At 40.6% G+C, this 25,628-nt stretch carries 27 protein-coding genes; 4 read left to right on the forward strand and 23 right to left on the reverse strand.

All coding sequences use genetic code 11. The features are described 5' to 3' along the window. Positions 1–8: 8 nt before the first annotated feature. The 9 genes from murD to MUG87_RS06375 form a co-directional block, all read right to left on the reverse strand. Complete coding sequence (gene murD / locus MUG87_RS06335; protein WP_247086581.1) at positions 9–1,358, reverse strand: UDP-N-acetylmuramoyl-L-alanine--D-glutamate ligase; 1,350 nt, start codon at positions 1,356–1,358, stop codon at positions 9–11. Then, positions 1,359–2,333 (reverse strand): phospho-N-acetylmuramoyl-pentapeptide-transferase, encoded by a 975-nt coding sequence (gene mraY / locus MUG87_RS06340; RefSeq protein ID WP_247086583.1) that lies wholly within the window; start codon positions 2,331–2,333, stop codon positions 1,359–1,361. 16 nt (positions 2,334–2,349) lie between these two features. Beyond that, on the reverse strand, positions 2,350–3,822 hold the full coding sequence (locus MUG87_RS06345) for a UDP-N-acetylmuramoyl-L-alanyl-D-glutamate--2,6-diaminopimelate ligase (protein WP_247086585.1): 1,473 nt from the start codon (positions 3,820–3,822) through the stop codon (positions 2,350–2,352). A 287-nt stretch (positions 3,823–4,109) separates the two neighbouring features. Next, on the reverse strand, positions 4,110–6,026 hold the full coding sequence (locus MUG87_RS06350) for a stage V sporulation protein D (RefSeq protein WP_247086587.1): 1,917 nt from the start codon (positions 6,024–6,026) through the stop codon (positions 4,110–4,112). A gap of 75 nt (positions 6,027–6,101) precedes the next feature. Further along, on the reverse strand, positions 6,102–8,252 hold the full coding sequence (locus MUG87_RS06355) for a penicillin-binding transpeptidase domain-containing protein (RefSeq protein ID WP_247087540.1): 2,151 nt from the start codon (positions 8,250–8,252) through the stop codon (positions 6,102–6,104). 1 nt (position 8,253) lies between these two features. Next, complete coding sequence (gene ftsL / locus MUG87_RS06360; protein ID WP_247086589.1) at positions 8,254–8,607, reverse strand: cell division protein FtsL; 354 nt, start codon at positions 8,605–8,607, stop codon at positions 8,254–8,256. Between the two features lie 11 nt (positions 8,608–8,618). After that, complete coding sequence (gene rsmH / locus MUG87_RS06365; RefSeq protein WP_247087542.1) at positions 8,619–9,551, reverse strand: 16S rRNA (cytosine(1402)-N(4))-methyltransferase RsmH; 933 nt, start codon at positions 9,549–9,551, stop codon at positions 8,619–8,621. Positions 9,552–9,815: 264 nt separating this feature from the next. Then, on the reverse strand, positions 9,816–11,435 hold the full coding sequence (bshC, locus tag MUG87_RS06370; protein WP_247086591.1) for a bacillithiol biosynthesis cysteine-adding enzyme BshC: 1,620 nt from the start codon (positions 11,433–11,435) through the stop codon (positions 9,816–9,818). A gap of 81 nt (positions 11,436–11,516) precedes the next feature. Then, complete coding sequence (locus MUG87_RS06375; RefSeq protein WP_247086593.1) at positions 11,517–12,392, reverse strand: 2-dehydropantoate 2-reductase; 876 nt, start codon at positions 12,390–12,392, stop codon at positions 11,517–11,519. 158 nt (positions 12,393–12,550) lie between these two features. On the opposite strand from MUG87_RS06375, the gene MUG87_RS06380 reads away from it, so the two are divergent. Continuing rightward, entirely contained in the window at positions 12,551–12,991 is a 441-nt protein-coding gene (locus MUG87_RS06380) for an N-acetyltransferase (protein WP_247086595.1), read from the forward strand. A 33-nt stretch (positions 12,992–13,024) separates the two neighbouring features. On the opposite strand, the gene MUG87_RS06385 is transcribed toward MUG87_RS06380, so the two are convergent. From MUG87_RS06385 to MUG87_RS06400, 4 genes are all read right to left on the reverse strand, one after another. Then, positions 13,025–13,561, reverse strand: coding sequence for an RsfA family transcriptional regulator (locus tag MUG87_RS06385; RefSeq protein WP_247086597.1), 537 nt, complete (start codon positions 13,559–13,561; stop codon positions 13,025–13,027). 335 nt (positions 13,562–13,896) lie between these two features. After that, the gene (locus tag MUG87_RS06390) at positions 13,897–14,643 is read right to left on the reverse strand and encodes an enoyl-CoA hydratase/isomerase family protein (RefSeq protein WP_247086599.1); all 747 of its coding nucleotides are present in this window, start codon (positions 14,641–14,643) and stop codon (positions 13,897–13,899) included. A gap of 119 nt (positions 14,644–14,762) precedes the next feature. Then, a complete protein-coding gene (gene rpmF, locus MUG87_RS06395) occupies positions 14,763–14,936 on the reverse strand; it encodes a 50S ribosomal protein L32 (protein ID WP_124563571.1) in 174 nt (57 codons plus the stop codon). A gap of 56 nt (positions 14,937–14,992) precedes the next feature. Then, positions 14,993–15,493, reverse strand: coding sequence for a YceD family protein (locus MUG87_RS06400; protein WP_247086601.1), 501 nt, complete (start codon positions 15,491–15,493; stop codon positions 14,993–14,995). A gap of 149 nt (positions 15,494–15,642) precedes the next feature. Between MUG87_RS06400 and MUG87_RS06405 the strand changes: the two genes are divergently transcribed. After that, positions 15,643–16,842: a nucleotidyltransferase gene (locus tag MUG87_RS06405; RefSeq protein WP_247086603.1), complete on the forward strand. Its 1,200-nt coding sequence runs from the start codon at positions 15,643–15,645 to the stop codon at positions 16,840–16,842. A 206-nt stretch (positions 16,843–17,048) separates the two neighbouring features. Here MUG87_RS06405 and MUG87_RS06410 read toward each other — a convergent pair whose 3' ends face one another. Both MUG87_RS06410 and MUG87_RS06415 read right to left on the reverse strand, forming a co-directional pair. Next, positions 17,049–18,080: a SepM family pheromone-processing serine protease gene (locus tag MUG87_RS06410; RefSeq protein WP_247086605.1), complete on the reverse strand. Its 1,032-nt coding sequence runs from the start codon at positions 18,078–18,080 to the stop codon at positions 17,049–17,051. After that, entirely contained in the window at positions 18,073–18,864 is a 792-nt protein-coding gene (locus tag MUG87_RS06415) for a patatin-like phospholipase family protein (protein ID WP_247086607.1), read from the reverse strand. Before MUG87_RS06415 ends, MUG87_RS06410 begins: the two co-directional genes overlap by 8 nt. 102 nt (positions 18,865–18,966) lie before the next feature. On the opposite strand from MUG87_RS06415, the gene ylbJ reads away from it, so the two are divergent. Beyond that, positions 18,967–20,142 carry a sporulation integral membrane protein YlbJ gene (gene ylbJ, locus MUG87_RS06420; RefSeq protein ID WP_247086609.1) on the forward strand — a complete coding sequence of 392 codons (1,176 nt, stop codon included), beginning with the start codon at positions 18,967–18,969 and terminating at the stop codon, positions 20,140–20,142. 10 nt (positions 20,143–20,152) lie between these two features. On the opposite strand, the gene coaD is transcribed toward ylbJ, so the two are convergent. Further along, the gene (coaD, locus tag MUG87_RS06425; RefSeq protein WP_247086611.1) at positions 20,153–20,638 is read right to left on the reverse strand and encodes a pantetheine-phosphate adenylyltransferase; all 486 of its coding nucleotides are present in this window, start codon (positions 20,636–20,638) and stop codon (positions 20,153–20,155) included. Continuing rightward, positions 20,635–21,201 (reverse strand): 16S rRNA (guanine(966)-N(2))-methyltransferase RsmD, encoded by a 567-nt coding sequence (gene rsmD / locus MUG87_RS06430; protein WP_247086613.1) that lies wholly within the window; start codon positions 21,199–21,201, stop codon positions 20,635–20,637. The genes coaD and rsmD overlap by 4 nt, the downstream gene beginning before the upstream one ends. A 324-nt stretch (positions 21,202–21,525) precedes the next feature. On the opposite strand from rsmD, the gene MUG87_RS06435 reads away from it, so the two are divergent. Beyond that, positions 21,526–21,915: a DUF7147 family protein gene (locus MUG87_RS06435; protein WP_247086615.1), complete on the forward strand. Its 390-nt coding sequence runs from the start codon at positions 21,526–21,528 to the stop codon at positions 21,913–21,915. A gap of 85 nt (positions 21,916–22,000) precedes the next feature. Here the strand turns inward: MUG87_RS06435 and MUG87_RS06440 are convergent, their stop codons facing one another. From MUG87_RS06440 to MUG87_RS06465, 6 genes are all read right to left on the reverse strand, one after another. Further along, entirely contained in the window at positions 22,001–22,273 is a 273-nt protein-coding gene (locus MUG87_RS06440; RefSeq protein ID WP_124564924.1) for a YlbG family protein, read from the reverse strand. Between the two features lie 129 nt (positions 22,274–22,402). Next, complete coding sequence (locus MUG87_RS06445) at positions 22,403–22,858, reverse strand: YlbF/YmcA family competence regulator (protein ID WP_247086617.1); 456 nt, start codon at positions 22,856–22,858, stop codon at positions 22,403–22,405. A 55-nt stretch (positions 22,859–22,913) separates the two neighbouring features. Further along, positions 22,914–23,483: a histidine phosphatase family protein gene (locus tag MUG87_RS06450; RefSeq protein WP_247086619.1), complete on the reverse strand. Its 570-nt coding sequence runs from the start codon at positions 23,481–23,483 to the stop codon at positions 22,914–22,916. 64 nt (positions 23,484–23,547) lie between these two features. Continuing rightward, positions 23,548–23,793 (reverse strand): YlbE-like family protein, encoded by a 246-nt coding sequence (locus MUG87_RS06455; protein WP_247086621.1) that lies wholly within the window; start codon positions 23,791–23,793, stop codon positions 23,548–23,550. An 11-nt stretch (positions 23,794–23,804) separates the two neighbouring features. Then, positions 23,805–24,215, reverse strand: a complete 411-nt coding sequence (locus MUG87_RS06460) for a YlbD family protein (RefSeq protein ID WP_247086623.1) — start codon at positions 24,213–24,215, stop codon at positions 23,805–23,807. Between the two features lie 78 nt (positions 24,216–24,293). Further along, positions 24,294–25,319: a CAP domain-containing protein gene (locus MUG87_RS06465; RefSeq protein WP_247086625.1), complete on the reverse strand. Its 1,026-nt coding sequence runs from the start codon at positions 25,317–25,319 to the stop codon at positions 24,294–24,296. Positions 25,320–25,628: the final 309 nt, after the last annotated feature.

Below are 25,628 nucleotides of genomic sequence, written 5' to 3' on the forward strand. Positions count from 1 at the left end.
CCGCTCATTTATACTAGCTTATGCACGGCTTGTATGAACATGTCTCCTCTGTCTTCAAAAGTCTTAAATTGATCCCAGCTGGCGCATGCAGGCGACAACAGGACAACATCTCCTTCTTTGGATAGCGTATATGCCTCCTGTACAGCTTGTTCGAGATTATTGACGATTTTAACCGCTTTTATACCGGCAGCATCCGCTGCTTTAGCTAATTTATCAGCTGTTTGCCCAAATAGCACCATCGCTTTTGTATGTTGTAAATACGGAATGAGTTCGTCGAACTCGTTGCCTCGATCTAATCCACCAGCAAGTAAAACAACGGGCTGTACAAAAGCAGATAAAGCCTTTTGTGTGGCCAATATGTTCGTCGCCTTTGAGTCATTATAAAATTTACGATTATTTACAGTCGCTACATACTGCAAACGATGCTTTACACCGGTAAAGGTTTTTAATACTTGCTGAATAGCTTCGTTACTTACACCAGCAAGCTTCGCTGCACTTACTGCAGCTAAAATATTTTCTAAGTTATGCTCCCCCGGAAGTGCAATGTCTTGAATGGGCATGATAGGTTCACCACAGAAGATAAGTTGACTATCTTGTATGCAAGCGCCATCAGGTAGCGATTGCTTGGTTGAAAAATATATTCTTTTCCCTTTTGTAGAAGCTGCAAGCTTCATCACTTCTGGGTCCTCAGCATTAATCACACTATAATCGTTTTCGTTTTGATTTTTAAAAATGTTTGCTTTTGCTCGACCATACTCTTCTTTTGTGCCATGATAATCCAGATGGGCTTCAAATAAATTTAAAAACAAAGCAATTTTTGGACGAAAAACTCTAGTTCCCATTAATTGGAATGAAGATAATTCAATGACCACATGCTCATCAGGTTTTGCTTCTTGCGTAACCTCACAAGCGACTGTGCCGATATTGCCAGCAATAATTGGTTTTTTCCGTCCTTCTCTCAGCATTTCAAAAATAAGTGTAGTAGTTGTTGTTTTTCCGTTAGAACCTGTAATAGCGATAAAAGGTGCTTCTGAAATTTCATAAGCTAATTCTACTTCTGTAATAATCGGAATATCCTTTTGTAATGCTGCTTGGAGCAAGACATTTGTATACGGAATACCTGGATTTTTCACGATTAAATCTGTTCCGTCAAGCAACGAAAGAGGATGATGACCGCACACTACCTTCATTCCTAAACGACTTAACGCCTGCGCCATCGGATTTTCTTCCAATGGCTTATAATCATTGACTATTACATGAGCGCCTAGCTTATGCAACAGCGTTGCAGCCGCATATCCGCTTTTTGCTATCCCTAATACCAATACGTTTTTTCCATTATATCCACTAATCTTTTTCAATTACATCCACACCTCAATATAGATTCCTAACATTGCAAATAACAAACCAACAAACCAAAACGTAACAACCACTCGCCATTCAGACCAGCCGCTCAATTCATAATGGTGATGAAGCGGGCTCATTTTAAATACGCGCTTGCCTGTTGTTTTAAATGAAATAACTTGTATGATAACCGAAAGTGTTTCTAGTGCAAATACACCACCAATAATAGCCAAAAGAAGCTCAAGCTTCGTTAAAATGGCAACAGCCGCAATCGCACCTCCAAGCGCCAAAGAGCCTGTGTCTCCCATAAACACTTTGGCAGGATGCGCATTAAAAACAAGAAAGCCAAGAACAGCACCTACTACAGCCATACAAAAGATAGCTACTTCATAATGCCCTAGATAATACGCCAGCATCGCAAATGCTCCAAAAGCAATTGCGGACGTACCAGCTAGCAAACCATCTAGTCCATCTGTCAGATTTACTGCATTAGATGAGCCGACAAGCAGAAATAGTATGAAAATAAAATAGCCCCAGCTTAATTCTATGCTTAAATCGGTACCTGGTATTCGTAAATCAGTTGCAAATCCGTACATCTGATAAAATAGGAAAAATACAATAGCAATCGAGATTTGCCCGACAAGCTTTTGTTTAGACGTTAACCCTAGGTTTCGTTTCATTACAACCTTGATAAAGTCATCTAAAAATCCGATTAAGCCATACCCAAATGTAACAAATAATAACAAATACGTTTCTGTGTTTAACTTACCAAACTTGGCAACCATTAATATGGTGGTAATCATGAGTGATAAAAAGATGACGATACCACCCATTGTGGGTGTACCAGTCTTTTTTTGATGTGATTTCGGTCCTTCTTCACGGATGCTTTGTCCAAACTTCAAACGACGTAGAAACGGAATGAAAATGGGCGATAACGCAACCGCTATTAAAAATGCTAAACCGATTGTAATAAACAGGCCTTGCTCAAGCATATAAAATCTCCTTCCACTAGTTGCTCATACCTGAGCGTTTCTCAATTGCCTCGCGCGCAACAGCACGATCATCGAAGTGAAATACTTCTGTTCCAATAATTTGATACGTCTCATGCCCTTTACCAGCGATTAATATTACGTCTCCGGCACTTGCCGATTTTACTGCATGTTCAATCGCTTGGCGACGATCTACAATAACTTCATAAGGTTTTGCATCGTTTATGCCAGCAGTCATCTCATCTAAAATAGCCTGTGGGTCTTCACTGCGTGGGTTATCAGATGTCAAAACAGCATAATCCGCGTATTCTACAGCGATTTGTGCCATGAGCGGTCGCTTAGTACGATCGCGGTCTCCCCCGCACCCAACAACGCAATAGATTTTTCCATGTGCAATTTCTGCAACGGTACGAAGGGCGTTTTCAAGGCTGTCGGGCGTATGGGAATAATCCACAACAACCGCATACGGCTGTCCAGCATCTACAATCTCAAAACGCCCTGACACACCACTTATCGCTTCAATTGCACGCACAATCGTTGCAAGTGGAACTCCCGAAGCAAGGGTCGCTCCTATAGCAGCAAGAACATTATAGACATTGAACATACCAATTAACTTCATTGTAACAGGCATAGACTCACGAGGTGTAACTAGCAAAAACTTCGTGCCGCTACTAGTCATCTCAATATGTTTTGCCATAATATCGCTTTCAGCGTGAATACCGTATGTAAGGATAGTAGCTTGCGTTGCAATTTTATAGTCTGCCGAAGCCGGGTCATCTTCGTTTAAAACGGCGTATCTTGGATAACGATAACTATTGCCAAGCTGTGCAAATAACAAACCCTTGGCATGCTTATAGGCGTCCATTGTTTTATGATAATCTAGATGATCTTGTGTTAAATTTGTAAATACCGCTACATCATATTCACAGCCGTGTACACGACCTAAATGAAGGGCATGCGATGAAACTTCCATAACCGCATGATCAATTCCCTTCTCCAACATATATCCAAACGTTTTTTGTAACGTAAGAGCATCAGGTGTCGTATTCTTCACCTCTATTACTTCATCATCAACCTTCATATGAATCGTACCGATAAGTCCCGTTTTACGCCCATACTCTCGTAAAATACTATCGATAATATGAGATGTGGTTGTTTTCCCGTTTGTTCCCGTGATGCCGATTAGATGCAAATGCTGTGTGGGATGTCCGTAAAATGCATCTGCTAGTGCGGCTAGTGCCCGTGCTGAATCCTTCACAAGAATAACCGGAACAGCAACTGCCACTGGTCGTTCCGCTACAATAGCAGCCGCCCCCTTGGCGACTGCTTGCTCAGCATAATCATGGCCATCCACAGTAAAGCCGCTTATACAAACAAATAAACTGTTCTCCTTTACTTGTCTGGAATCCATTTCAATGGATGTTATTTCTGGGTTTTCCGCAGGTAATACAGGAAAATCATGCAAGCATGCTAAAAGTGTATGCAACTCCATTGTATAATATCCTTTCTGTTCTTGAAATGTATTGCACGCATCTTCATACAAAAGTAAGATGCGTGCTTTGTTATATATTTTAAAGCTGTAATGTTCACACTATATAGATACCAACTATTTATTCAACATAACAGAAAAACAAAGTATGAGAACCGCTTGGTGTTACACGGCACATGTATCTTCTAGTCCCTATCCATAACCATACATCGCACGTTCTTCTCTGCCGTCCAAAAAACATGTCTGTTTTGCTGGTTGTACTGATATAGTTTATCATAAAATATATACCATTAATCTCCTAAGTAGATACGGATCTTAGAACCTTGTTTTACTTTTACCCCTGGCTTAGGAGATTGATCAATAATTTTTTCTCCACTACCGCTTGCTTCAAGCTTAAGGTCAACCAACTGTTCTTGCAGCTCTTCTGTTTTCATTCCCACCAAGTCCGGTACTTCAATTGTTGGAGTATCCAACCAAGTAAGCTCCTTCTCAATACCGCCTTTGCGCGGTTCTACACCAAGAGTTGGCAAAATATCCCGCAGCATATTCCCAACGATAGGAGCAGCTACGACACCACCGAATTGAATGGTGCCCTTTGGATTGTCGACTGCTACATATACAACAACCTGTGGGTCATCAGCAGGTGCAAAGCCAATAAAAGACACGATATAGTTTCCTTCCATATAGCGTCCATCCTTTACCTTCTGTGCCGTTCCAGTCTTCCCCCCAACCCTATATCCATCAATATACGCACCTTTACCTGAACCCTTTGCAACAACGTTCTCTAGTGCTTCTCGAACCTGCTTTGACGTTTCCTCGGAAATAACCTTGCGTTTTGCTACAGGGGTTTTCCGGTTTACGACTTGTTTTGTTTTTGGGTCGATAAATTCCTTTGCGATATATGGCTGATATAGAGTGCCACCATTTACAGCAGCTGCAACAGCAGCTACTTGCTGAATTGGCGTGACAGAAACACCTTGTCCGAAAGCTGTTGTTGCCTGCTCGACAGGTCCGACTCGCTTTAAGTTGAATAAAATTCCCTTACCTTCTCCTTGTAAGTCAATGCCCGTTTTTTGTCCGAAACCAAAATCATGGATATACTTAAAGAGTTTCTCTTTCCCGAGCAAATCTCCCATTTTTACAAAGCCAGGGTTACATGAGTTTTGTACCACTTCCAAAAAGGTTTGATGACCATGACCGCTTCGTTTCCAACAGCGCAATGTAGCACCACCTACCTCTGCAGCGCCATCGTCATTAAAGGTGTCTTTATGAAGATCAATCAAGTTTTCATTTACTGCCGCAGCCAAGGTAATAATTTTAAAAGTCGAGCCAGGCTCGTATGTACTCCAAACCGGCAAGTTACGATTGTATACCTCAGGGGCAACATTTTTATAGTTTGCAGGATCGAAGTTTGGTCTGCTGGACATTCCTAATATCTCACCTGTATTTGGATTCATGGCAATGGCAATCATGCTATCTGGATTATAGGTAGCCTGTGCTACATCCAATTCCCGCTCCATAATGGTCTGTACACGTGAGTCAATTGTTAGCCTTAAATCTAAGCCACTTTCCGGTGCCTGATAGTCATCACCAACATTTGGCATGCGTTTCCCTTTGGCATCTGCATAAAAACGAACATACCCTTTATCCCCGGTTAACTCTTTGTTATAAGACAATTCAAGACCCAGCAATCCTTGGTTATCAATTCCAGCAAACCCAAGTACATGCGATAAATAAGTACCGAATGGATAATATCGAATAGAATCTTCTGCAATATATACACCCTTCAAACCGAGCGCCCGAATTTCTTTTGCTTTTTCATGTGAAATTTTACGCCCTTCCGGCTTTAACCACTCTACAGATGCCTTAGCTGTGACGTGCTTATAAACAGGTTCTTTCGGCACCCCAAGCACCGCAGACAGCTTTTCTGCCGTTTCGGCAGGGTCTTGAATTTGTCTGGGCACGACCAAAATAGATGGCGCACTTTTATTTGTAGCAAGCTCTACATCGTTTCGATCCAAAATTTTGCCTCGTTCGGGCTGAAAGGGAATATTGCGACTCCAAGAATCTTTGGCTCGGTCCGTCAAGAACTTACCAAGTGCGAACTGCACATAGCCAAGGCGAATATCTATGATTGTAAAGATGAGCAGCCCAAAAACCAACACAAAAATCAATCGCTTACGAACAGTTACATTTGATACGCGCATATATCAGAACCTCCTTATCGCTCGTTCCAATATATGCTTGTACCTTTTTGATTAGAACATGGTAAGCGGGTGACGTCAAGTCCCTGCTGGCGGTGCTTCCTCAGTTGCTTGCGGCTCAATAGGAGGCGCAAGTTTAACCTCTAATACCGCGCCATTTTGAACGACAGTTCCTTCAGCAATACTTTGCTCTGTAACATAACCGCTTCCACTTATCTTTACTTGCACACCTAATAAATCACCTAAACTCATCACATCGCGTATCGACCAGCCGCCCATATTCGGCATCTTATTCTCAGTCCCTAATAAGAATACTTTATCTCCTTTTAATACGTCGCGACCTGCAGAAGATTGAGAAACAACCTTATCCTTGCCTAGAACAATGGGACGAAGCCCTTCTTTTTCAAGTAATAATTTTGCTGCTTCCATTGCTTGTCCTTGTACGCCAGGCACCCGTACATTTTCACGCTGGGCTAGTTTCTTTACATCCTTAACCTGTGATGGCTTAATTTGTAAATACTGCAAGCTATTTTTTGTCACCGATTTAAAGATGTCCGAAAGCGGTGTGGCACCAAATTCCGTATCCTTTAGCTTCGGCTGCTTAATCGCCACGTAAACAAGAAGCTCCGGCTTTTCAACAGGGGCCATTCCGAGGAAAGAAAAGATATAATTTTCACGCCCGGACATGTATTTTCCATCTTTTCCAGGTATTTGGGCCGTACCAGTCTTTCCAGCAACCGGATAGCCGTCTATTTTATATAATGTCCCTGTTCCTTTTGGGGAAGTAACAACTGTTTCAAGTAATTGTCGCACTTTAAGTGCACTTTCAGCTGTAATCGGTTGTCCTACTTCTTCCGGCGTTGTTTGACGAAGAACCTTATTTGTGCCCGGCTCCACAATCTTATCAATCACATAGGGCTTCATCATTTTTCCATTGTTTGCAATCGCAGTAGCTGCTTGAATCTGTTGAATTGGAGTAACCGTGGATCCTTGTCCAAATGCTGTAGTAATCTTTTGGATATCCTTATCAAATAAAATCGTGTTTTTTGCTTCACCAGGCAAATCAATACCCGTTTTCTCATACAAATGAAATTTATGTAAATATTGATTGTACTTATCAAAGCCCAGACTGTTTTGTGCCAAGATGGCAAATGCAACATTGGAAGAGCGTTGTACACCTTCATCAAAGGTAATGCTTCCCCAACCGTCACCGCCATTATGATCTCTAATTGGAGTCTTTCCAACATAATAGCGCCCCGATTGATAGAATGCTTGTCCATTATATACACCCTCATTAACAGCGGCTGCCAGTGTGAAAATCTTCATTGTAGAACCTGGTTCGTATGCATATGAAACTGGGTCATTTAAGAAATAGGAGATATTGCGCTTATTTGGATCATAACTTGGTTTACTAGACATAGCTAGAATTTTGCCCGTTTTGGGGTCTGCAACAATTCCTAAAAGCATGCTTGGTTCATATTGCTTAGCAGCCTTGTTCATCGCTTCTTCGAGAAAACTTTGGATACGCTGGTCTAATGTTAAGTACACATCATTTCCGTTTTTGGCAGGTATTACATCTTCTTTACCGTATGCCAATCCTCTGGAATCCCCTTTATAGGCAACTTTACCGTTTTCAGCTTGCAATTCCTTATCCAAGGCTTGTTCAAGTCCAAATTGGCCTTTCAGTTTTTTGTTCTCTTCTGCTTTTGCATATCCAATAACATATGAAGCAAAATCGCCATTTGGATACACACGTGTTTTTCCTTCTGTAAACAGTAAGCCCTGTAGCTTCATACTTTCAATCTGCTCTTTTTGTTCAGCCGTCAAATTATTAGCAGCCGATCCAAACTCCACTTGATATAAGGGCTTGTTCAAGTAATCAAGAATCTCCTCTTTGCGTAACGAAAGAACGGTAGCAAGTTTCTCCGCCGTTTCCTCTTTATCTTTAATCGGTTCGTCACCTTTTAACATAGCAATTAGCTTATAGGATGATGCATCTTGTGCAAGTACTTCACCGTGCTGATCATAAATTTTCCCGCGCACACCTGTAATTGAGCCTTCCTGGTTATGTTTAGCAGCAGCTAAAGCCTCCAGTGACTGCCCATATGCCTCTTTACCAATTTGAATATACAAAAACCGAACCACCAATATAAAAAAGAGCAGGCAAAAAATTGCGGCTAAGCATCCTGCTCCTGTATTCATATGGAATTTTCTTGCCTGCGTATTCATGTTATTGCCCAATCCCTTTAACATTGTTTGCATCAATTGTCATGCCCAGTCGCCCTGCTACTTCAGCGATTCGCTCATAACGACTTAACAGTTCTACTTCTGCTTTTAAATCGCTGTTTGTCTGCAGCTGCTTATCAATCTGCTTCTGTAGCTGCGAAACCTCCGTATTCACCTCGTATAAAGCAGCCTTGTTTCCAATAAATATGATAGCAACATACAATAAAAAAGCAACAAACGCAGTATACAATACTTTTTCAATTACTGTGACTTTCGCTGACTGAACAGATGTGGATGCATTTTGTGTAGCTTCAATGCCGGATGGTTGTTTTTTGTACTTTACGGCTAAATTGCTCATGCATATCCCTCCTATAATTTTTCAGCGATGCGCAGCTTTGCAGACCGCGCTCGGTTATTTTCTTCCAACTCTTGTTCAGACGGCAAAATCGGCTTTCTGGTAATTAATTTCAGCTTCGGTTTGAACTCATCAGGAATCATCGGCAGGCCCGGTGGTAAAGGCGGTAAGCTGCTATGTGTTTTAAACGTTGTTTTACAAATTCGGTCTTCAAGAGAATGAAAGGTGATGACACTGATTCTACCGCCCGATTTTGTCACTTCGATCGCAGCTTCAATTGCTTCTTCAAATACGCCTAGCTCATCATTCACAGCAATCCGTATTGCTTGAAACACACGTTTTGCGGGATGTCCGCCTGTCCGTCTTGCAGCTGCAGGAATACCCTCTTTAATTAACTCAACTAATTGACCAGTTGTTTCAATTGGCTGCTTTTCACGATAAGCTTCAATTTTCCTCGCAATTTGTTTAGAAAATTTTTCTTCCCCGTATTGAAAAAAGATTTTTACAAGCTTTTCATACGGCCATGTATTGACGACATCATAAGCGCTAACAGACGCATCTTGATCCATGCGCATATCAAGCGGGGCATCGTGATGATAGCTAAACCCGCGCTCTGGCGTGTCCAGCTGCGGAGAAGATACACCTAAATCAAAGAGTACACCATCTACTTGTGCAATCCCAATCTCTTGTAATACCTCTTTTAAGTAACGAAAATTGCTTTTTACTGCCATAAAACGATTGCCGTATGCCGCAAATTTCTCTCTTGCATGAGCCAGCGCTATATCATCTTGGTCAAAAGCAATTAATCTGCCGGCTTCGGAAAGTTGTGAAAGCAAATATGCACTGTGACCGCCTCCTCCAAGCGTACAATCTACATATATACCATCATGCTTAATATGTAAGCCATCTACCGTTTCTTTTAATAAAACTGTTGTATGATTGAACATCATTGCACCTACTTCTATGAATTCATGCTGTTGAAACTACACGCATTTTCTTATTATATACTAAATTTTATCATCTTTTGCGAAAATGTTAACAAAAATCCTGTCGATTTATGAAGATAATTCCCTTACTTTTATGACATAGTGTTATTCGTATAACAGCTATATATATACCTTCTCATATTGATTACGTTTTTTACGAACGGCTTACCATTTACAGTTAATTCCACATACTTTCAAAAAAATCCTGCACACATGTGCAGGATTTTATAATTTAATTACCTTATGGGTACCGTCCCATGTAAAGGATAATTGCATGATATGATGAATCCAATCTAGTCCGTACTCATTCAAGTAATACAACACATTCCAAGTTCGCTCTTGTAGCCCACCTGCAGGTTGCAAGGACAACTCGACACGGCGGAACTTATTCAGACTCACATCATGCTTTTGTTCAATATTTTTTCGGAGCATCCGTTCTAAAAGCTGTAATTGCTCTTCGATTTTCCTTTGATTTTTATGCGCATAAGACCGCAAACTCGGATTTATCCGTTCAACTAACTCACGAGCTGCCTCATGGGAACGCATCATTTCTTCATGCACCCGAGCGAAGATTTCCTCTACAGGCTCTTGTACCTGTGCAGAAAGCCACGCTTCTCGTGCTTCTCCAAGCTTTTTCGAAAACAATTCAGCTACATCAAGCCCCAAGTCAGCCATATCTGAAGCAATATGCCCTTCAAGGTACGACAACATGAAACGAGGCACAACAGGTGGCATCATCCATCCTACTTCGTGAAAAACCCCCTGCAATTCAGCCCAATAGGCGACTTCTCCTGGTCCCCCTACAAATGCTAATGTAGGTAATACATACTCCTGCATAAGCGGTCGTGTTACAACATTGTTGCTAAAGCGCTGCGGTTCTTTTTTCAGCAATTCTAACAGTTCTACCTCGGTAAATACATACTCCCCGTCTTTACAAACAAATACGTCATCTCTGCGCTCTAACAACCATCTTTCTCCCTCTATATCCAAAAACAGATGACAAGCTTCCGGCTTTGTTGTAATAAGAGGTTTATACCCATTTTCCACAATACGCTGTTGCGTTTGCTGTAAGGCCGTTCGAATTTGCACTTCTCCTTGAATCAACGTCTGAAAAAGAGGGATTTCAATACGGCGAAGCTCAGGTGCACCGGAGTCCATTAAAATTAAGCCTTCTTCTTTAAAGAGCTCCGTAATGAGACGCCCAAAGAAATCTGTATATGTGCGCGAACGATGTAAGCATACTTTCACAAGCTCTAATAGCTCATTCGTATACTTTGTTTCTCTAAATGTTTTAAAAATACTTTCCACCCAGGCTAATGCCACGTCTTGTGGCAACTCTACCTGCGATGCACTTGCCTTTTTTTCATACATTTGCGGCAACACCGATTTTTTTAACTTTCCTTTGCTCGTTACGTAAACATGGTTGATTTCATCCATATCATGATCTTCTCCCGCAATCCAAAAAACAGGTACAACTCGTTTTCCCAATTGCTGTTCTTGCTCTTTTGCAAGTTGTAAAAGAGAAACAATCTTATGAATTGTGTATAACGGGCCTGTTAATATACCAGCCTGTTGCCCCCCAACCACAACTAGCGCATCTTCCTCACGAAACGCACGAATATTTTCTAACGTTCTAGCGCCTGCTCCTAACTCTTCATTGTATCGAGCAAAATAAGCTGCCAGTTGTTCTCTTGGGTACGTACGCCCTTCTAAATGTTTCGCACGCTTCGCAAATTCCACTCCGTACGGCACATAATCAAAAAAGGACGTAATTGTGCTCTTATTTTTTATATAGTCTCCTGCGGCACCACCAAGCACGTCCACAGGAATTTCATATAGTTCCATAAAACGTCTTCCTTTCATCTCGAGACATTGCTCACCAACCAAATTGTATGCAAAGTAACAAGTAAAAGCAAAAATTTTAACTTACATTTCTAATCCTTTTATAGATTTATGTAAAAAGGATACGAGCGGGGCTTTCACCTCACGTGCTTTTGGCAACTGAAGCAAATAGCCTAAAATTGCATCTATCTCGGTCGGTCGGTTGCTTGTCACATCCGTCAGCATAGATGATTTATTTGAAGCTGTTTGTTCACACACCTCACATACTCGTTTCCAATGAAATTCACTTTCTTGTACATCCAGAAGCTGTAGGACTTCGATAAATAGTTGCCGCATCGTTTGATAGAAGTAAGCGTTATAAATAAGTTCTCCATTTGATACCCTATATAAAGCTGTAAGAGGATTAATGCAAGCATTTACAATTAACTTATGTTGCATGACCTGTTTCCAGTCAAGCTCTTCTAACACGGTGAAAGCGGATGTAAAACAAGCTAAAAACGAAGTGAAATCCATAGAGTCCCCTTGTACAATACCAAACTTCGTTACTCCTTGTCCGGTATGCTCCACTTCATTTCCGCTCACCTTTTTTGCCCCATGCTCCACAATGGCAACCGCTATGCTCTTTTGTATAGTTTGCATTGCACTAAGGTGTCCCATGCCATTTTGCGCAAAAATAATTCGTTTGCTTTCACACTCAGACAGCAAAGGTAATAAATCTGTTATATGATACTGCTTTGTAGCAACCAGTAAAAACTCATCAGCGGGTAACTCTTCTCCCAACACTTTTGCTTTTACTGCTGTTGTTTCTGCCTTTCCTGACGTATAACAAACAATACCTTGTTCTTGTATTAAGTCCGCTTGTTTTAACGTACGAGTATACATAGTAACTTGCGCATGTTTCCCTAAATAAAATCCAAACAATAGCCCTACAGCTCCAGCTCCAACAATACCAATCTTCATCTGACCACCTCATATTGTATTAAAACTCACATTCATCTGCATTCATTTTAACATGCCTAAAATTCTGAAATATACGTGAAAATTTATGCGACATACGCTATAATATAAATATAAATATTTTTATTTTTCTATATTTTAAGACAAAAGGACGTGACAATATGTACATTCCAAAGGTAGAGCGCCTGCTCGTCAATTATAAAACACTTGAAGAGTTTAAAAAGTTTAAACGCTACGGGGAACAAGAGCTTTCTATGCTTGAAGATTTACAAGCAAATATTATTGAAGATAATAGTGAATCACCCTTCTACGGCATATATTTCGGAGAATCACTTGTAGCGCGCATGAGCCTCTATGAAACAGAAGATTATATAGAGCTATACAAATTGGAAGTTTTGCCTACTCTTCAGCGCAAAGGGTTTGGAAGCGCTCTCGTAGACTATGCAAAGAGCTTACGACAACCTATTAAAACAATTGCCCGTGTACAATCTGAACTGTTTTGGGAAAAGCAAGGATTTGAAAAGGTCGTCATCAAAGATGCACCGTTTTATATATGGCGTCCCCAGCCAAACGTTGATGCAGTAAGCGGCGAGAGTGCTTAAGCAAAAAAAGAACAGCCCAATGTGGGCTGTTCTTTATTTTTCGACCTTCTCAAGAGTGTCTCTGCTCCGCAATAGTTGTATACTTTCACTTTTATCAGGCGATACTACACTTCGTCGTTGATCTAGATAGGCAAATAGCGTTTTATATTCTTGTTCATATACGGAAAGCTGTTTAGACAGTTCTTGCTTTTCTTTTTCCAACCGCTCCGCTTTCGCTTCTAACTGCTGGATACGCTGAAATAGTCCGGAAGACAACTCTTGCTCCGGTTGATAATTTTGTAAAAACGCAATGACATCAGCCAAAGTTAATGACCGTCGTTCTGTTACAATCACTTCCTCAGCTGCAGTACCTTTACGTTGGCTTTTTGCCTCATCGATTTGCTCTTTATACTGTTTTCGAACCGTTGAGTTCCATCGAAATCCGCAGGCAGCCGGCGTTCTAGATAAACTGCGTCCCACTTCCTTAAAGGCGGAGAGCTGTGTTCCATTTTCACGTATATGGCGCAATACAACTTCAGCCAACAGCAAATCTTCATCTTCTGTCCAAGCATCCTGACGCGTCGTAGCCAATTCTATCCCTCCCAGCACATTTTTACTTACAACATATGCAACTGCTAGAAGAGATAGAATATACATTACTGATATTTTTAGATAGAAGAGAAGAACAGAGTGTATATGGTTACAATCAAAGTGGCAGTCATGTGTGTTACGCGAAGCCTCCTTGCACCCTTGCTTCGCTATTTCTTTAATGTTTAAACACTTTTTACATATACACGCACGTAAGATACCCTCTAGATTTCTAACACTATCTTTCCATGTCTTCTATACCTAAAAAAGGGTTGCACTTTTGAACAATTTTCTTGCTAGCAAAACACTATCAATTGCCCAAGTGCCTGTAGATGGCGTTACTTTTTCAAAAAAGTTGCTACAGCACAATGATGCGATTCTCCTTCCCACAAAACAGCGCACTCACGTATTTCCTGTTGCATCCGTTCTGCAAGATTACTCGCTTGCCATTTCCGGATAGCAACACGTTTATACGCTGTTAGTACCTCTGCATGTTGTACAAATGCATCTTGTAGCCATTCTGTACAAAACGAAGATTCGCTCTGAAAGACACCATTTAGAAAACCGATTGTTTCTGCTTCTTTCGCCGTATAGCGCCGTGCAGACCAAAGCATTTGCATTGCTTTATCATACGGAAGCTTTTCAAGTAGCATAGAAGCACCGCCCCATCCGGTCGTGATTGCTAAATCACCTTGCACAAATCCAAGCTTCGCTTCCGGAACGGCAAAGCGATAATCACAAGCCGTCGCAATTTCACAGCCACCTCCGATAGCAATGCCGTTTATGAATGCAATAGTAGGTTTTGGAAACGTCATAAGTTTATATAACACACGTCCCATTTTTGCCAGCATTTCATATGCCTGCGCTTCTGTCTTTAAAGCATGGAATACACGCAGGTCGCCACCTGCACAAAAAGAGGACTCACTACCAGTAATAATAAGTGCACGCTCTTCCCCGTTCCTTTCCGTCTCCAATATTTCCTCAAGTACATGCATCACATCATAATCGATTGCATTTCTACACGCGGGCCGGTTTAATCTTACCCATAAAAAGCCATTTTTACGTTGTACAATTACCTTTTTCATCCTATCACCCCTTATATGAATTATAGCGTTCTTATAAGAGGAGAGATATATAATTGTTTCTTATAAAGGCAGCAATAAATAAAAAGCGCAGAGGAAATAATCCTCTGCGCTTACCAGCATTAGTTGCTGATTACTTCTTTACCTTTGTAAGTTCCGCATGCTTTGCATACACGGTGACTTAATTTCATTTCACCGCAGTTTGGGCATTCTACCATACCTGGCACTGCCAATTTGAAGTGCGTGCGACGCTTTCTTTTTACTGTTTTAGAAGTTCTTCTAAAAGGTACAGCCATTATTCCCACCTCCTTAAAAGAGAGAGTTAGTATCATTGAAGGCCTCGACCGGTCTTCTACTTCTTGTCAAAAAACTTTGCAAGTCCTTCCAAACGAGGATCAATTTTCTCTGTCTTCTCATCTTCTGAAATTACTTGCCAGCCTTGACCTTGTGTCGGTGCTCCGTCTGATGCTGTCTCACTGAAAATCTGCATAGGTATTTCCAGAAGTATATTTTCCTTAATTACAGGTAGTAAGTCAAGTACTTCTCCTTGTAAATAATGAATGTTTGCATCAGCTTCATATGCTTCTTGTGAAGCTAAGAACACCTCGGTTGTTTGAATGTCAAAAGGGAGCGGTACATCTACTAACGTTCTAGAACAAGGTAATATCATCGTACCTTGAATGCGCAAATGAAATGTGTACTTACTCGCTCCGAGGTCCGCTTTCCCGCTCACCTTAACAGGTGATAAGTCGCGTACTTCCGGCCAGTCTTGCAAATCATCAAACTGCACTGTTTCGTCAAACGTAAGCCCTTTGCTTCGGTATTTGTTTAATTGATGGATTGACCATTTCATAAAATCACCCCTAAGGCAACAAAGAAAATTATATCGAGCAATTATGTATTTGTCAATATTTTTTCTTTACACTATAATGTAGTTATTATCAGGCAATATATACAATAACATGATTACAAATAAAAACTCAACAGAAAGGAGAGAATGCTTTGAAAGCCGCAGGTGTAATTGTTGAATATAACCCGTTTCATAACGGCCACGCCTATCATCTGGATCAAACCAAAAAGATTACTAATGCTGATGTTGTCATAGCAGCCATGAGCGGTTCATTTTTACAACGCGGTGAACCTGCTCTTGTTTCAAAATGGACGAGAACCAAGATGGCATTGGCGGGCGGTGCTGATGTTGTTGTTGAAATACCTTATGCTTTTTCCACACAGCATGCACAAACGTTCGCAAGAGGCGCCATTTCTATACTAGACGCGCTACAGGTAAAGGAAATTTGCTTCGGCAGCGAAATTGGTAACATCGCTCCTTTTTATCAAGCTTTGCAAGAAAGAAGAACTCGTATAGAGGCTCTCAATCAAGCACTGCAGCAAAAAGTCGAAACAGGCGTTAGCTATCCCAAAGCCCTCTCTGACGCTTATAAGAATATCGGCATTGACAGCTTGGATCTTTCCAAACCTAATAACATTCTCGGTTTTCATTATATTGAACAAATACAAGAGCAAGGAAGTAGCATACAAGCGCACACCGTCGAACGTTTAAACGCACAATACCATGATACAACATTTTCCTCCTCTTCTATAGCGAGTGCAACAAGCATCCGTAAGCATCTGCAAACGTCTCCAATTGAAGACGCGAGCGGGGTCATGCCTCTTGCAACAAAAATGGAATTACAGGCATACCAACAAACCTACGGATTGCTTCATATGTGGGAGCACTACTTCCATCTGTTAAAATACAAACTGCTCATTATGTCCGCAGAGCAATTACGTGGCATCTACGAAGCTGAGGAAGGGCTGGAAAATCGCTTGTTGCATGCCATTCAGCAAGCAACGTCTTTTGAAAATTTGATGCAAACCATTAAAACAAAGCGTTATACATGGACCAGATTGCAGCGGCTATGCTTACATACGTTAACACATGCGACAAAAGATGAAATGAATCTCGCGGATACAGCTCCCTATATCCGTCTCCTAGGCATGTCAAAGACCGGACAAGCTTATATATCAAGTATTAAAAAAAATATTCCAATTCCTCTTTTGTCCCATAGCAAGCACTCTCATCCTTTACTTAACTTGGATATACGAGCAAGCGCCGTGTATTATGCTATTTTACCCGAACCGTTCCGTTCTCACGCATTAAAACAAGAATATGTACAACACCCTATTCGATGGAATATATAAGGCTACCAATTTGCCTATAATGATTTCTGTTTAGGTAAGGAGAGAATCACATGATATGGAAAGCCACCATGTGACATCTTATTTGTTTACATGAAACTTGGTTAAGCTTTCACGTCCATTTTTACTATAGCCGAGAAAATTACTAGGGTGTCCTATCATTTGAGGACACCCTTTGTTCCAAATATAAGAAAGCATATTTCTTAGAGTTAGTCCGCTTGTTCCGGTGGTAATTGATTCAAGTAAGTTAATGCATCATCTAGCACATCTACAGGTACAATCTTCATTTTACTTCCTATATCTTTTGCAGTTTTAACTGCTTCTTGATAATTAGAACTCTTATTTCCCTTTTCATTTGGTGCAAAAAAAATGTCTGCTCCTGCTGTGTCTGCCGCAATTACTTTTTGTGAAATTCCACCAATTGGTCCTACTTCACCTTTTGCATTGATTGTTCCTGTTCCTGCTACTTCGTATCCTTTTGTTAAATCAGCTTCGGTTAATTGATTATAAATCTCCAACGTGAACATCATACCTGCTGAAGGTCCACCAATGCGATGAGCATCTATTTTAACATCGGGACTTACTTTTAGTTTTTGATCTGTTGTAATTTGCACACCCACTCCTACTCGATTAGCCTCTCCTTGTATAGGTGCGAGCCCCAGTGTGGCATACTCCTTTTTTCCCTGTCTTTCAAATTCAATCTTTACTTTCTCTCCACTTCTTTTTCCTTTGACATAAGCGATAAATTCATCTGCTGTATGAAGCTCTTTACCATCTATTGCAGTTAGACGGTCTCCAATTTCAAGTTTTCCCTTGGCCGGCATATTGTCAGCAACAGAAACAACCAACACGCCACGATTTTCAAATTCAACCGATTTTCCAGCATATTGATAAGCATTATATATAGCTGCTGTTTGTGACTCTTGCATTAAGTGCAGTTGACGAAACTGATACTCCGCATCGTTTTCCTCTTTCCCCAGGATTGCTTCCTTTGGATAAATCTCCTGATAGCGGTCTAGTTTAGCTGCTATGTAACTCGTAATACTAGCACGAGACATGGAAACCGTGACTAACATAAAGTCACCTTCCTCTTTATAGCCTCCCTCTACCTTCACATACGGTTTTAGATCTTCTGCCAAACCAGGCTTTGTAATGTAGTAAGGAAGCGGTACATACATAACAGCAAACGCCAATATAACAGCAAACATAAAAACAGTAACATAACGCAGTCGCTTAAACATGATGGTTCTCCTTCCACTTTTCAATTCGTTGTTGAATCTCATGGATATGTTTCATCGCCTCTTCTTCTCCTGCACGAATGATATCTTCAATGTTTGTAAAGGCGCGCGAACTGAAATTCTCAACAGCAGGGCACATCATTAAGTCTGAAGCAACTTTACGATGATGCACAAGTTCATGCTGCATAATTTCAATGCTTTGCATAATCACATCAAAAATAGAAGTTACCTCGCCGTTCACCTTTCCTGAAGAAACATCTACAGCAATAATTATATCTGCTCCTAGACTTTTGGCAACTGATACAGGGATACGATCAATCACCCCGCCATCGACAAGCAAGCGATTATCTATCTTCTCCGGCACAAAAATGCCAGGAATCGAAATACTGGCACGAACAGCTGGGGCAATCGGACCTTCTGTAAAAACCACTTTTTCGCCGCTTAATATATCAGTGGCGACGACAGCCGTCGGAATGTCCAATTCTTCCAGCCTTTTATTATATGTGAACATGGCTATCATATCTTTTACTCTCTTACCTGCTACAAAACCCATTTTAGGAACGGTAAAATCCAAATAATACTTTCGTTTAAACAATTGAGCGATTCGATATAATCGCTCAACATCACAGCCAGCTGCATAAAACGTAGCCACCAGTGCACCCATACTACTTCCCGCTATCATATCAATTGCAATACCGGCTTCCTTTAAAACCTTAATTACTCCAACATGGGCAAACCCTTTTGCGCCCCCTGAGCCTAAAGCAAGACCAATTTTTGGCTCTCTCACTGCACTCACCCTTTTCCTGTATATATTCTATCTTATGGTCTAAAGCTTGCCCCTATCCTCGTATACTAATAATGAGAGCTTGGACAAAACGGGGGGAGTTTCATGCGTTCTAAAATACAAACGGTGCTTATGGCCGGCACCATTTCACTTTTGACCGCTTCACTCATCACAAATCCGCAGGCGTGTTTAGAAGCTTCTGTACGCGGTCTTGATATGTGGTGGAAAGTGGTTTTTCCTTCTTTACTGCCTTTTTTTATTGCATCAGAGTTATTGATTGGACTGGGCGTTGTAAACTTTATCGGCGTATTGCTCGAGCCATTTATGCGACCCCTTTTTCGTGTGCCAGGTACAGGAGGGTTTGTCTGGGCTATGGGGATGGCCTCAGGATTTCCTTCAGGTGCGAAACTGAGTGCGAGATTAAGACAGACTAAACAAATGACACAAATTGAAGCAGAGCGCCTTGTTTCCTTTACAAACTCATCCAATCCTCTCTTTATCTTTGGCGCAGTCTCCGTAGGTTTTTTTGCTAATGCCAAGCTGGGCATTTTATTAGCAGCAGCCCACTACATCAGCAACTTACTTGTAGGACTGATGATGCGTTTTCATGGTCACAAAGAAGAAGCAAGCCGAGATAAAAAACAAACAGCTTCTTTACAAAAAGCTTTTAGTGCCTTACACCGCAAGCGTTTAGAAGATACGCGTCCCATCGGAAAAATGATTGGCGATGCGATTTCTTCTTCTGTCCAAACTTTGTTAATGATCGGTGGGTTTATCATTTTATTTTCTGTACTTAATAAAATGCTCAGTATTATCCAATTTACAACACTATTTAGCTACGGTATTGAGTATATTCTTCACACGCTTCATGTCTCAACTTCTTTAAGCGCACCCATTCTTGCCGGCATCTTTGAAATTACACTTGGCAACCAGCTTACAAGTCAGGCACAAGCACCACTTCTGCATCAAGCAATGATTGCTAGCTTTATTTTGGCCTTTAGCGGCTTATCCGTTCAAGCACAGGTTGCCAGTATTTTAGCAGAGACAGACATTCGCTTTAAGCCATATTTTATTGCTCGAGTTGTCCAAAGCCTTATCGCGCCTATATTAACACTTATTTTATGGAAACCTCTTTATGAAAAGCAATCTACCCATATAGGGGCCATTCCGGTCGTCGCACAGCCGGCCGCAGACACTTGGCATGTTTTATATACATACGGTCCTGCCATGACCTTGTTCTGTTTATATGTATATGTGTTGTTACTAGTTCGCAAAATTTAAAACCCCGTGTTTACGGGGTTTTAAATTTTGCTGCCAACGCTTGTTCAACAGCAGGAGGCACTAAATCCACTACACTAGCACCATATTTTGCTACTTCTTTAACAATACTGGAACTTAAGAAAGAATACTGGTTATTCGTCATAATAAAAAATGTTTCAATTTCTTCTTCAAGCTTCCGATTCATAGCGGTAATTTGCATTTCATATTCAAAGTCAGAAACCGCACGTAACCCTCTTAAAATAGCACTCGCTCTTTTTTCACGAGCATATTCCACCAATAAACCGCTATGAACATCTGCTTTTACATTGTTCATATCCTTCGTAACCTCTTCAATAAGCGCTACTCGCTCTTCTGCCGTAAAAAGCGGACTCTTAGAAGAGTTGTTCATTACAACAACGTATATTTCATCAAACACTTTGGCACCGCGCTTAATAATATCTAGATGTCCTAAGGTAATGGGATCAAAACTTCCAGGACAAATCGCGATTTTTTTCATTCATGCTCCCCATCCTTTAACTTATAAATCGAAATAGCTGTAATGCCATAGTCTTCGCTTCTCACTAAAGAAAGAGCCCCAATTTCACTTGGAAGTTCCACGCTTATATCATGCTCAGCCATAATGATACCTGTTTGGGTGAGAAGAGAATGCTGCTCAATTACACTAATAAGAGAAACAATCTTCTGATTTTTATAAGGTGGATCGAGCAAAATAAGATCAAAAGCTACTTCTCGTTTAATTAAAGCTTTTAAGGCTCGTTCGGCATCATTTCGATACACTTCTGCTTTTTCCGTTAAACGGCAGCTTTGCAAATTTTGCTTGATAATTTGCACCGCCTTTGTATCGCGATCTACAAACACTGCCCGATCCATCCCTCTGCTCAATGCTTCAATTCCTAAACCACCACTACCACCAAACAAATCCAGCACCAGACCTCCATCAAAATAAGGACCAATTATATTAAATATCGATTCTTTTACCTTGTCAGTTGTTGGCCTCGTTGTATTACCGGGAACAGCCTTTAATGGATGACCTTTGCATATTCCTGAAACTACTCTCATTTGCATTCACTACCTTTTTCTTGTAATCCTACTTCATCCTAACATAAAAACAAGCAAATCAAAACAACGAGGTAGAAAATTTGGTACGTTGTGTATATCTTTCTATGTAATGGATAAAAATAGACGTAACAACATCACTTGCGATGTTGTTGCCAACCGCGGAGAAGACTTACGTTCCCCATAAGTTCTTCCTCCGGTTTCTCCTCTCCCTTTGCCTTCTTGCTAGTGTTGCACTAGATTGAGAAGGACCCTGCTTAGGCAGGGTTTTTTTATTTTCACTTTTACAGTAAAATAAAAGTTGTTACTTAGAGGAGGATTGTTACTATGATTCAACGCTTTATCGAGCTCGGAGAAGGCTATTCAGATTTATACGAACTTCTTGCAATTGCCAGAGCCAACGAATCACGCCTGGCACATATGCTTATGTTTACTACAAAAAAACAGAATCGTGATGTATGTTCACTTGCTGTCGTTCTTCATCCTACCACCCCGGGTGACTTTCAACCCCTTTACATATGTCGTGAAGGTATACCTGTCTTACCTGATAGAACAAGCAAACGTATACAGTTATTTGAAGAAACTGCACAACAACTGGACAAACCAATCATTACAATATCGGTAAAACCATCTGACACATTCGCAGAAACAACGTTATACTACAACCACCTTATCGCCATACTACGCCTAAACCACCTCATCCCACCTATGAAATAAAAAAGCGGAGCGGACCGTTTAGGCACTGAACACTACATTAATATAAAGAAAAGCTCTGTGCGGTTGCACAGAGCTTTTCTTTATATTAATCAATCTTATAGTCATATTCTTTCGCACGATCTGGTTTAGAGTTCTCAAACTCCGTTTTTAAGAATGGACGATAAGATGGTTCTACACGTTTCACAAACGGGAAAGCATTTAACTTCTCCTGTAGAGCATCGGATTGATTCATATCGCAGTACAGTACAACGTACTTTAATCGCCTTGATATGTAGTGGATGTTGCCGTATTTACGAAGCAGCTTAGCATGCTTTAACGAGTGTAGATATACAATAATACTCTGTCGTTGTCCGAACATATTAATCTCCTTTGTTCGTCTAAATTTATATACGTATTAACACCGCATAACTTGAGATTTAATCTGTGTAGAAGGATTTATCTCTTCTTTAACTCATCCTATTTTAAACGTAACGGGGACCTTTTCAGGTCAACCCGTCTTGCGGCAACCGCAACTCCCTCCCGTACCGCAACCACCGCTACAACCTCCTGCAGAATCAAAAAACGGATTTCCCGTAGGAACCTTAATATACGGTGAAATTTCAGTGCCGATACAAACACTAACTTCATCTAATAGTTTTTGTATCGCAGTCTCAGCCTTTTTAAAAGCAGAAATACGTTCGTGTAAATCAACTTCCCGCTTAATGTCTCGAATCTCTTGCATAACCTTTTTATAGTCTGGGTGGTACTTGCCAAAGCGCTGCACTTCTTCATACAGCTCTTTCTTCTTGACAAACTCCCGAATTAAACGCTGTGCTTCTTCATCTTGTTGTAAATCATGATAAGCAGCACGATACACCGCCGCTTCCTCAGAATCTATAATCATCCGAGCAAGCTGCTCGGCTTCTTCTAATATTAATACGCTTTCTAGCGTAGCAATAATCATATAAGACACCTCCGATTTTTTATGATAGCATATGTTTCAGAGAAGTCCTAACACCTTACACAATATGCTCAGCCACATTATACCGACGAACATGCCATGCCTCGTCCTGCAAAGCTACGTAATTTACACATGCATTTTGAAGAGACGTCTGAAAATGAATTTCTTGGGGATGAATGGCATGAAGAATAGCTTTGATGGTATGGGAATGGGCAACAATAATAATTCTTTTTCCCTTGTGTTGCTGGGCGACATCACATAGAGCAGAAAAACATCGTTCTACCAGTTGCTCGTCACTTTCCATATCCGCAACTTGTCCCTTTGCAATTTGTTCCCGAACTTCAGCAACAGGTCGCCCAGAAGCACTACCGAAATCCCGTTCAATAAAGCGTTCATCCAGATGCAACTCTGGAATCCCTGCTGCGTTTTGAATGAAACTTGCTGTTTCTTTCGCACGACGCAATGGACTGCTTACAATTACATCCCATTTCTCTTGGCTCAAAAAAGACGCACTTTGCTCAGCTTGTTTTTTTCCAACTGTATTTAATGGGATATCTTCTCTCCCTTGAATAATTTGTTTAAAATTCCAATCAGTTTGTCCATGTCGGACCAAACAAATTTCCGTCATGCAAACAGCTCCTTTTTTTATACTCACCTTCCATTGTATCAGAACTTTTACATGACGGATAGTTTTACAAACCGTTTTGTTGCTTCATATATTGGAACATATCAACCATAATGGATGCCATTGCCAATTGATTTTGAAATTTAGCAACTCGATCTGGAATTGTTTTTTGATAATATTGCAATGCAGCTAATTCAAAATTCTCTCGCTCATCAGGACTTCGCGATAGCTTACGATACCAATATGGCTGTTCTCGAATAAATTTTTGCAAATCCTCTTGAGACTGTACATAATCCATAATTTCTTTGCGCACAGATTTTCCTCCTAATCTTTTTGAAAGAAAAACGGATTGTTTTGTTGGGGTGTACTACTTTGGTCACCAGTGCTTCCTTTAAATTGCTGAATAACTTGCTGTACACTACCTATCGTATTTGTTACATTGTTTAAATGATATTGCACCTGATCCATATTGATATTTTTAATGAATGACATCACTTGCCCCATGACACCAGCTGCAGCAACGCTTTCCTGTGCCGCTGCAACAGGTTCTTGCTCACCATCTTGCTTATATACCTTCCAAATTGGATCATTCTCTCCGAGTAAATACCATTCTTCATAAAATTGTTGCCATGTTTTTGATCCGTTTCGCACCTCATAAATCATTTTTGGATGATTTCTTACAAATTCTTTGAACTTCTGAACGGATGGGTGCGATTGTTTGTTTGCCGTTGTCATCGTAATCACCTCTCCTTTCTACTATTGTAAGATCAAATAAGGCATATGGTGCGCCTATTTTTAGGCGTACCATATGCCTTATTTCTGCAAAAAATTCTCTGTATAAAATGTTTGGTGTACCCCTACACCTAAATTTGTAAATTGTTCATTCAGCACATTCTTTCTGTGTCCTTCACTGTTCAACCACCCTTGCACAACTGCAATAGCATCTGGATAATGCGCAGCAATATTTTCACCAGCCGCTTTGAATTGTACCGCTCCTTTATTTAACCGGTCACCGAGTGTACCATATTTAGGAGATTCATGCGCAAAATAATTCTCTTCTTTCATGTCCTTACTGTGTAAGTATGCTACTTGCGCTGCTGATTCATCCCAGCTCAAAAGCGGCAATTCATGTTGTACTCGAATCACATTCGTCAAATCTAAAATTTGCTTGGCATTGCCCTGTTCAACTTGCATAAGATTGCTATAGGATAAATTTGGCGGCTCCAAGAGTTCTCCACTGTACACAAGCTGATATGGTCGTTGCTTTAAAAGCACCTCTTCATCCATGAAGCGAACACCTACTAGTTCACGTGTAAACTTATCAAAATATAACTGCGCCCATCCGTTTTGCAATGCAACAAGAGGTTGTTCATTAAATTGTTCTTCCGATAACTCAAACTGATAGCTGCTATTTTCATGCTTTAATGCAATCTCATATGAAAATGGAAACTGTTCGTAAATTTCAGCATGTGTTTGCTGAATACGAAAAGGAAATACGTTTGCACTTATGCCTGCAGCATAGATAGTTACTACCTTATGATTTTGAACTCCGAATTGCACGTAGCTTTGCAAGTTTTGATTGTAAATCCACCATTCATATCCGTAAGCAGATGGTTCAACGCGGTCTGGCTCCCCGTATTCTGCAAGCAAACTTTCTAACTCTCTACCCAGCAATCGGGAAACCGATGGTTCTGCATGTTTGGTGAGATTTTCAGGTGTATGCGGCTTAGATTGTTGTTGGGGTTTTGTTGTTATATATTCATTTATCAGCAGTTTGCCGTATAGATTCCCTACTAATAGAACAATTGTTACAGCAATAATTCTAAGAAGTGTTTTCAATCAAGATGCCTCCTGTATTTCAACTACCTCACACTCGCACTAACATATATACAAGTATTTGTTTCAACGTAATATATATCAAAAGTAGAAAAACCATTTTTGAAGGTATATGAGTTAACGAGCTTGCTGTCTTCTTAAATACTGACTGCTACTCATCAACCCTTCTTCTCTCCCATCTCAAAAGTACTATCTTTTTTACTTGTATATATAAACGTACATGTTATGTATTCTCAATATATCATATTTTACGATGCAGGACATATTCATTAAGATTTCATAATGAGTTTATTTCCATAATTAATTGCGCTT

The organism is Ectobacillus sp. JY-23 (assembly GCF_023022965.1).
Classification (GTDB): domain Bacteria; phylum Bacillota; class Bacilli; order Bacillales; family Bacillaceae_G; genus Ectobacillus.

Bases quoted from the DNA above. Each gene is read 5' to 3' on its own strand.
- mraY (WP_247086583.1), bottom strand. From the start codon at position 2,333: ATGCTTGAGCAAGGCCTGTTTATTACAATCGGTTTAGCATTTTTAATA.
- MUG87_RS06345 (WP_247086585.1), bottom strand. From the start codon at position 3,822: ATGGAGTTGCATACACTTTTAGCATGCTTGCATGATTTTCCTGTATTA.
- MUG87_RS06350 (WP_247086587.1), bottom strand. From the start codon at position 6,026: ATGCGCGTATCAAATGTAACTGTTCGTAAGCGATTGATTTTTGTGTTG.
- MUG87_RS06355 (WP_247087540.1), bottom strand. From the start codon at position 8,252: ATGAATACGCAGGCAAGAAAATTCCATATGAATACAGGAGCAGGATGC.
- ftsL (WP_247086589.1), bottom strand. From the start codon at position 8,607: ATGAGCAATTTAGCCGTAAAGTACAAAAAACAACCATCCGGCATTGAA.
- rsmH (WP_247087542.1), bottom strand. From the start codon at position 9,551: ATGTTCAATCATACAACAGTTTTATTAAAAGAAACGGTAGATGGCTTA.
- bshC (WP_247086591.1), bottom strand. From the start codon at position 11,435: ATGGAACTATATGAAATTCCTGTGGACGTGCTTGGTGGTGCCGCAGGA.
- MUG87_RS06375 (WP_247086593.1), bottom strand. From the start codon at position 12,392: ATGAAGATTGGTATTGTTGGAGCTGGAGCTGTAGGGCTATTGTTTGGA.
- MUG87_RS06380 (WP_247086595.1), top strand. From the start codon at position 12,551: ATGTACATTCCAAAGGTAGAGCGCCTGCTCGTCAATTATAAAACACTT.
- MUG87_RS06390 (WP_247086599.1), bottom strand. From the start codon at position 14,643: ATGAAAAAGGTAATTGTACAACGTAAAAATGGCTTTTTATGGGTAAGA.
- rpmF (WP_124563571.1), bottom strand. From the start codon at position 14,936: ATGGCTGTACCTTTTAGAAGAACTTCTAAAACAGTAAAAAGAAAGCGT.
- MUG87_RS06400 (WP_247086601.1), bottom strand. From the start codon at position 15,493: ATGAAATGGTCAATCCATCAATTAAACAAATACCGAAGCAAAGGGCTT.
- MUG87_RS06410 (WP_247086605.1), bottom strand. From the start codon at position 18,080: ATGTTTAAGCGACTGCGTTATGTTACTGTTTTTATGTTTGCTGTTATA.
- ylbJ (WP_247086609.1), top strand. From the start codon at position 18,967: ATGCGTTCTAAAATACAAACGGTGCTTATGGCCGGCACCATTTCACTT.
- coaD (WP_247086611.1), bottom strand. From the start codon at position 20,638: ATGAAAAAAATCGCGATTTGTCCTGGAAGTTTTGATCCCATTACCTTA.
- rsmD (WP_247086613.1), bottom strand. From the start codon at position 21,201: ATGAGAGTAGTTTCAGGAATATGCAAAGGTCATCCATTAAAGGCTGTT.
- MUG87_RS06435 (WP_247086615.1), top strand. From the start codon at position 21,526: ATGATTCAACGCTTTATCGAGCTCGGAGAAGGCTATTCAGATTTATAC.
- MUG87_RS06440 (WP_124564924.1), bottom strand. From the start codon at position 22,273: ATGTTCGGACAACGACAGAGTATTATTGTATATCTACACTCGTTAAAG.
- MUG87_RS06445 (WP_247086617.1), bottom strand. From the start codon at position 22,858: ATGATTATTGCTACGCTAGAAAGCGTATTAATATTAGAAGAAGCCGAG.
- MUG87_RS06450 (WP_247086619.1), bottom strand. From the start codon at position 23,483: ATGACGGAAATTTGTTTGGTCCGACATGGACAAACTGATTGGAATTTT.
- MUG87_RS06460 (WP_247086623.1), bottom strand. From the start codon at position 24,215: ATGACAACGGCAAACAAACAATCGCACCCATCCGTTCAGAAGTTCAAA.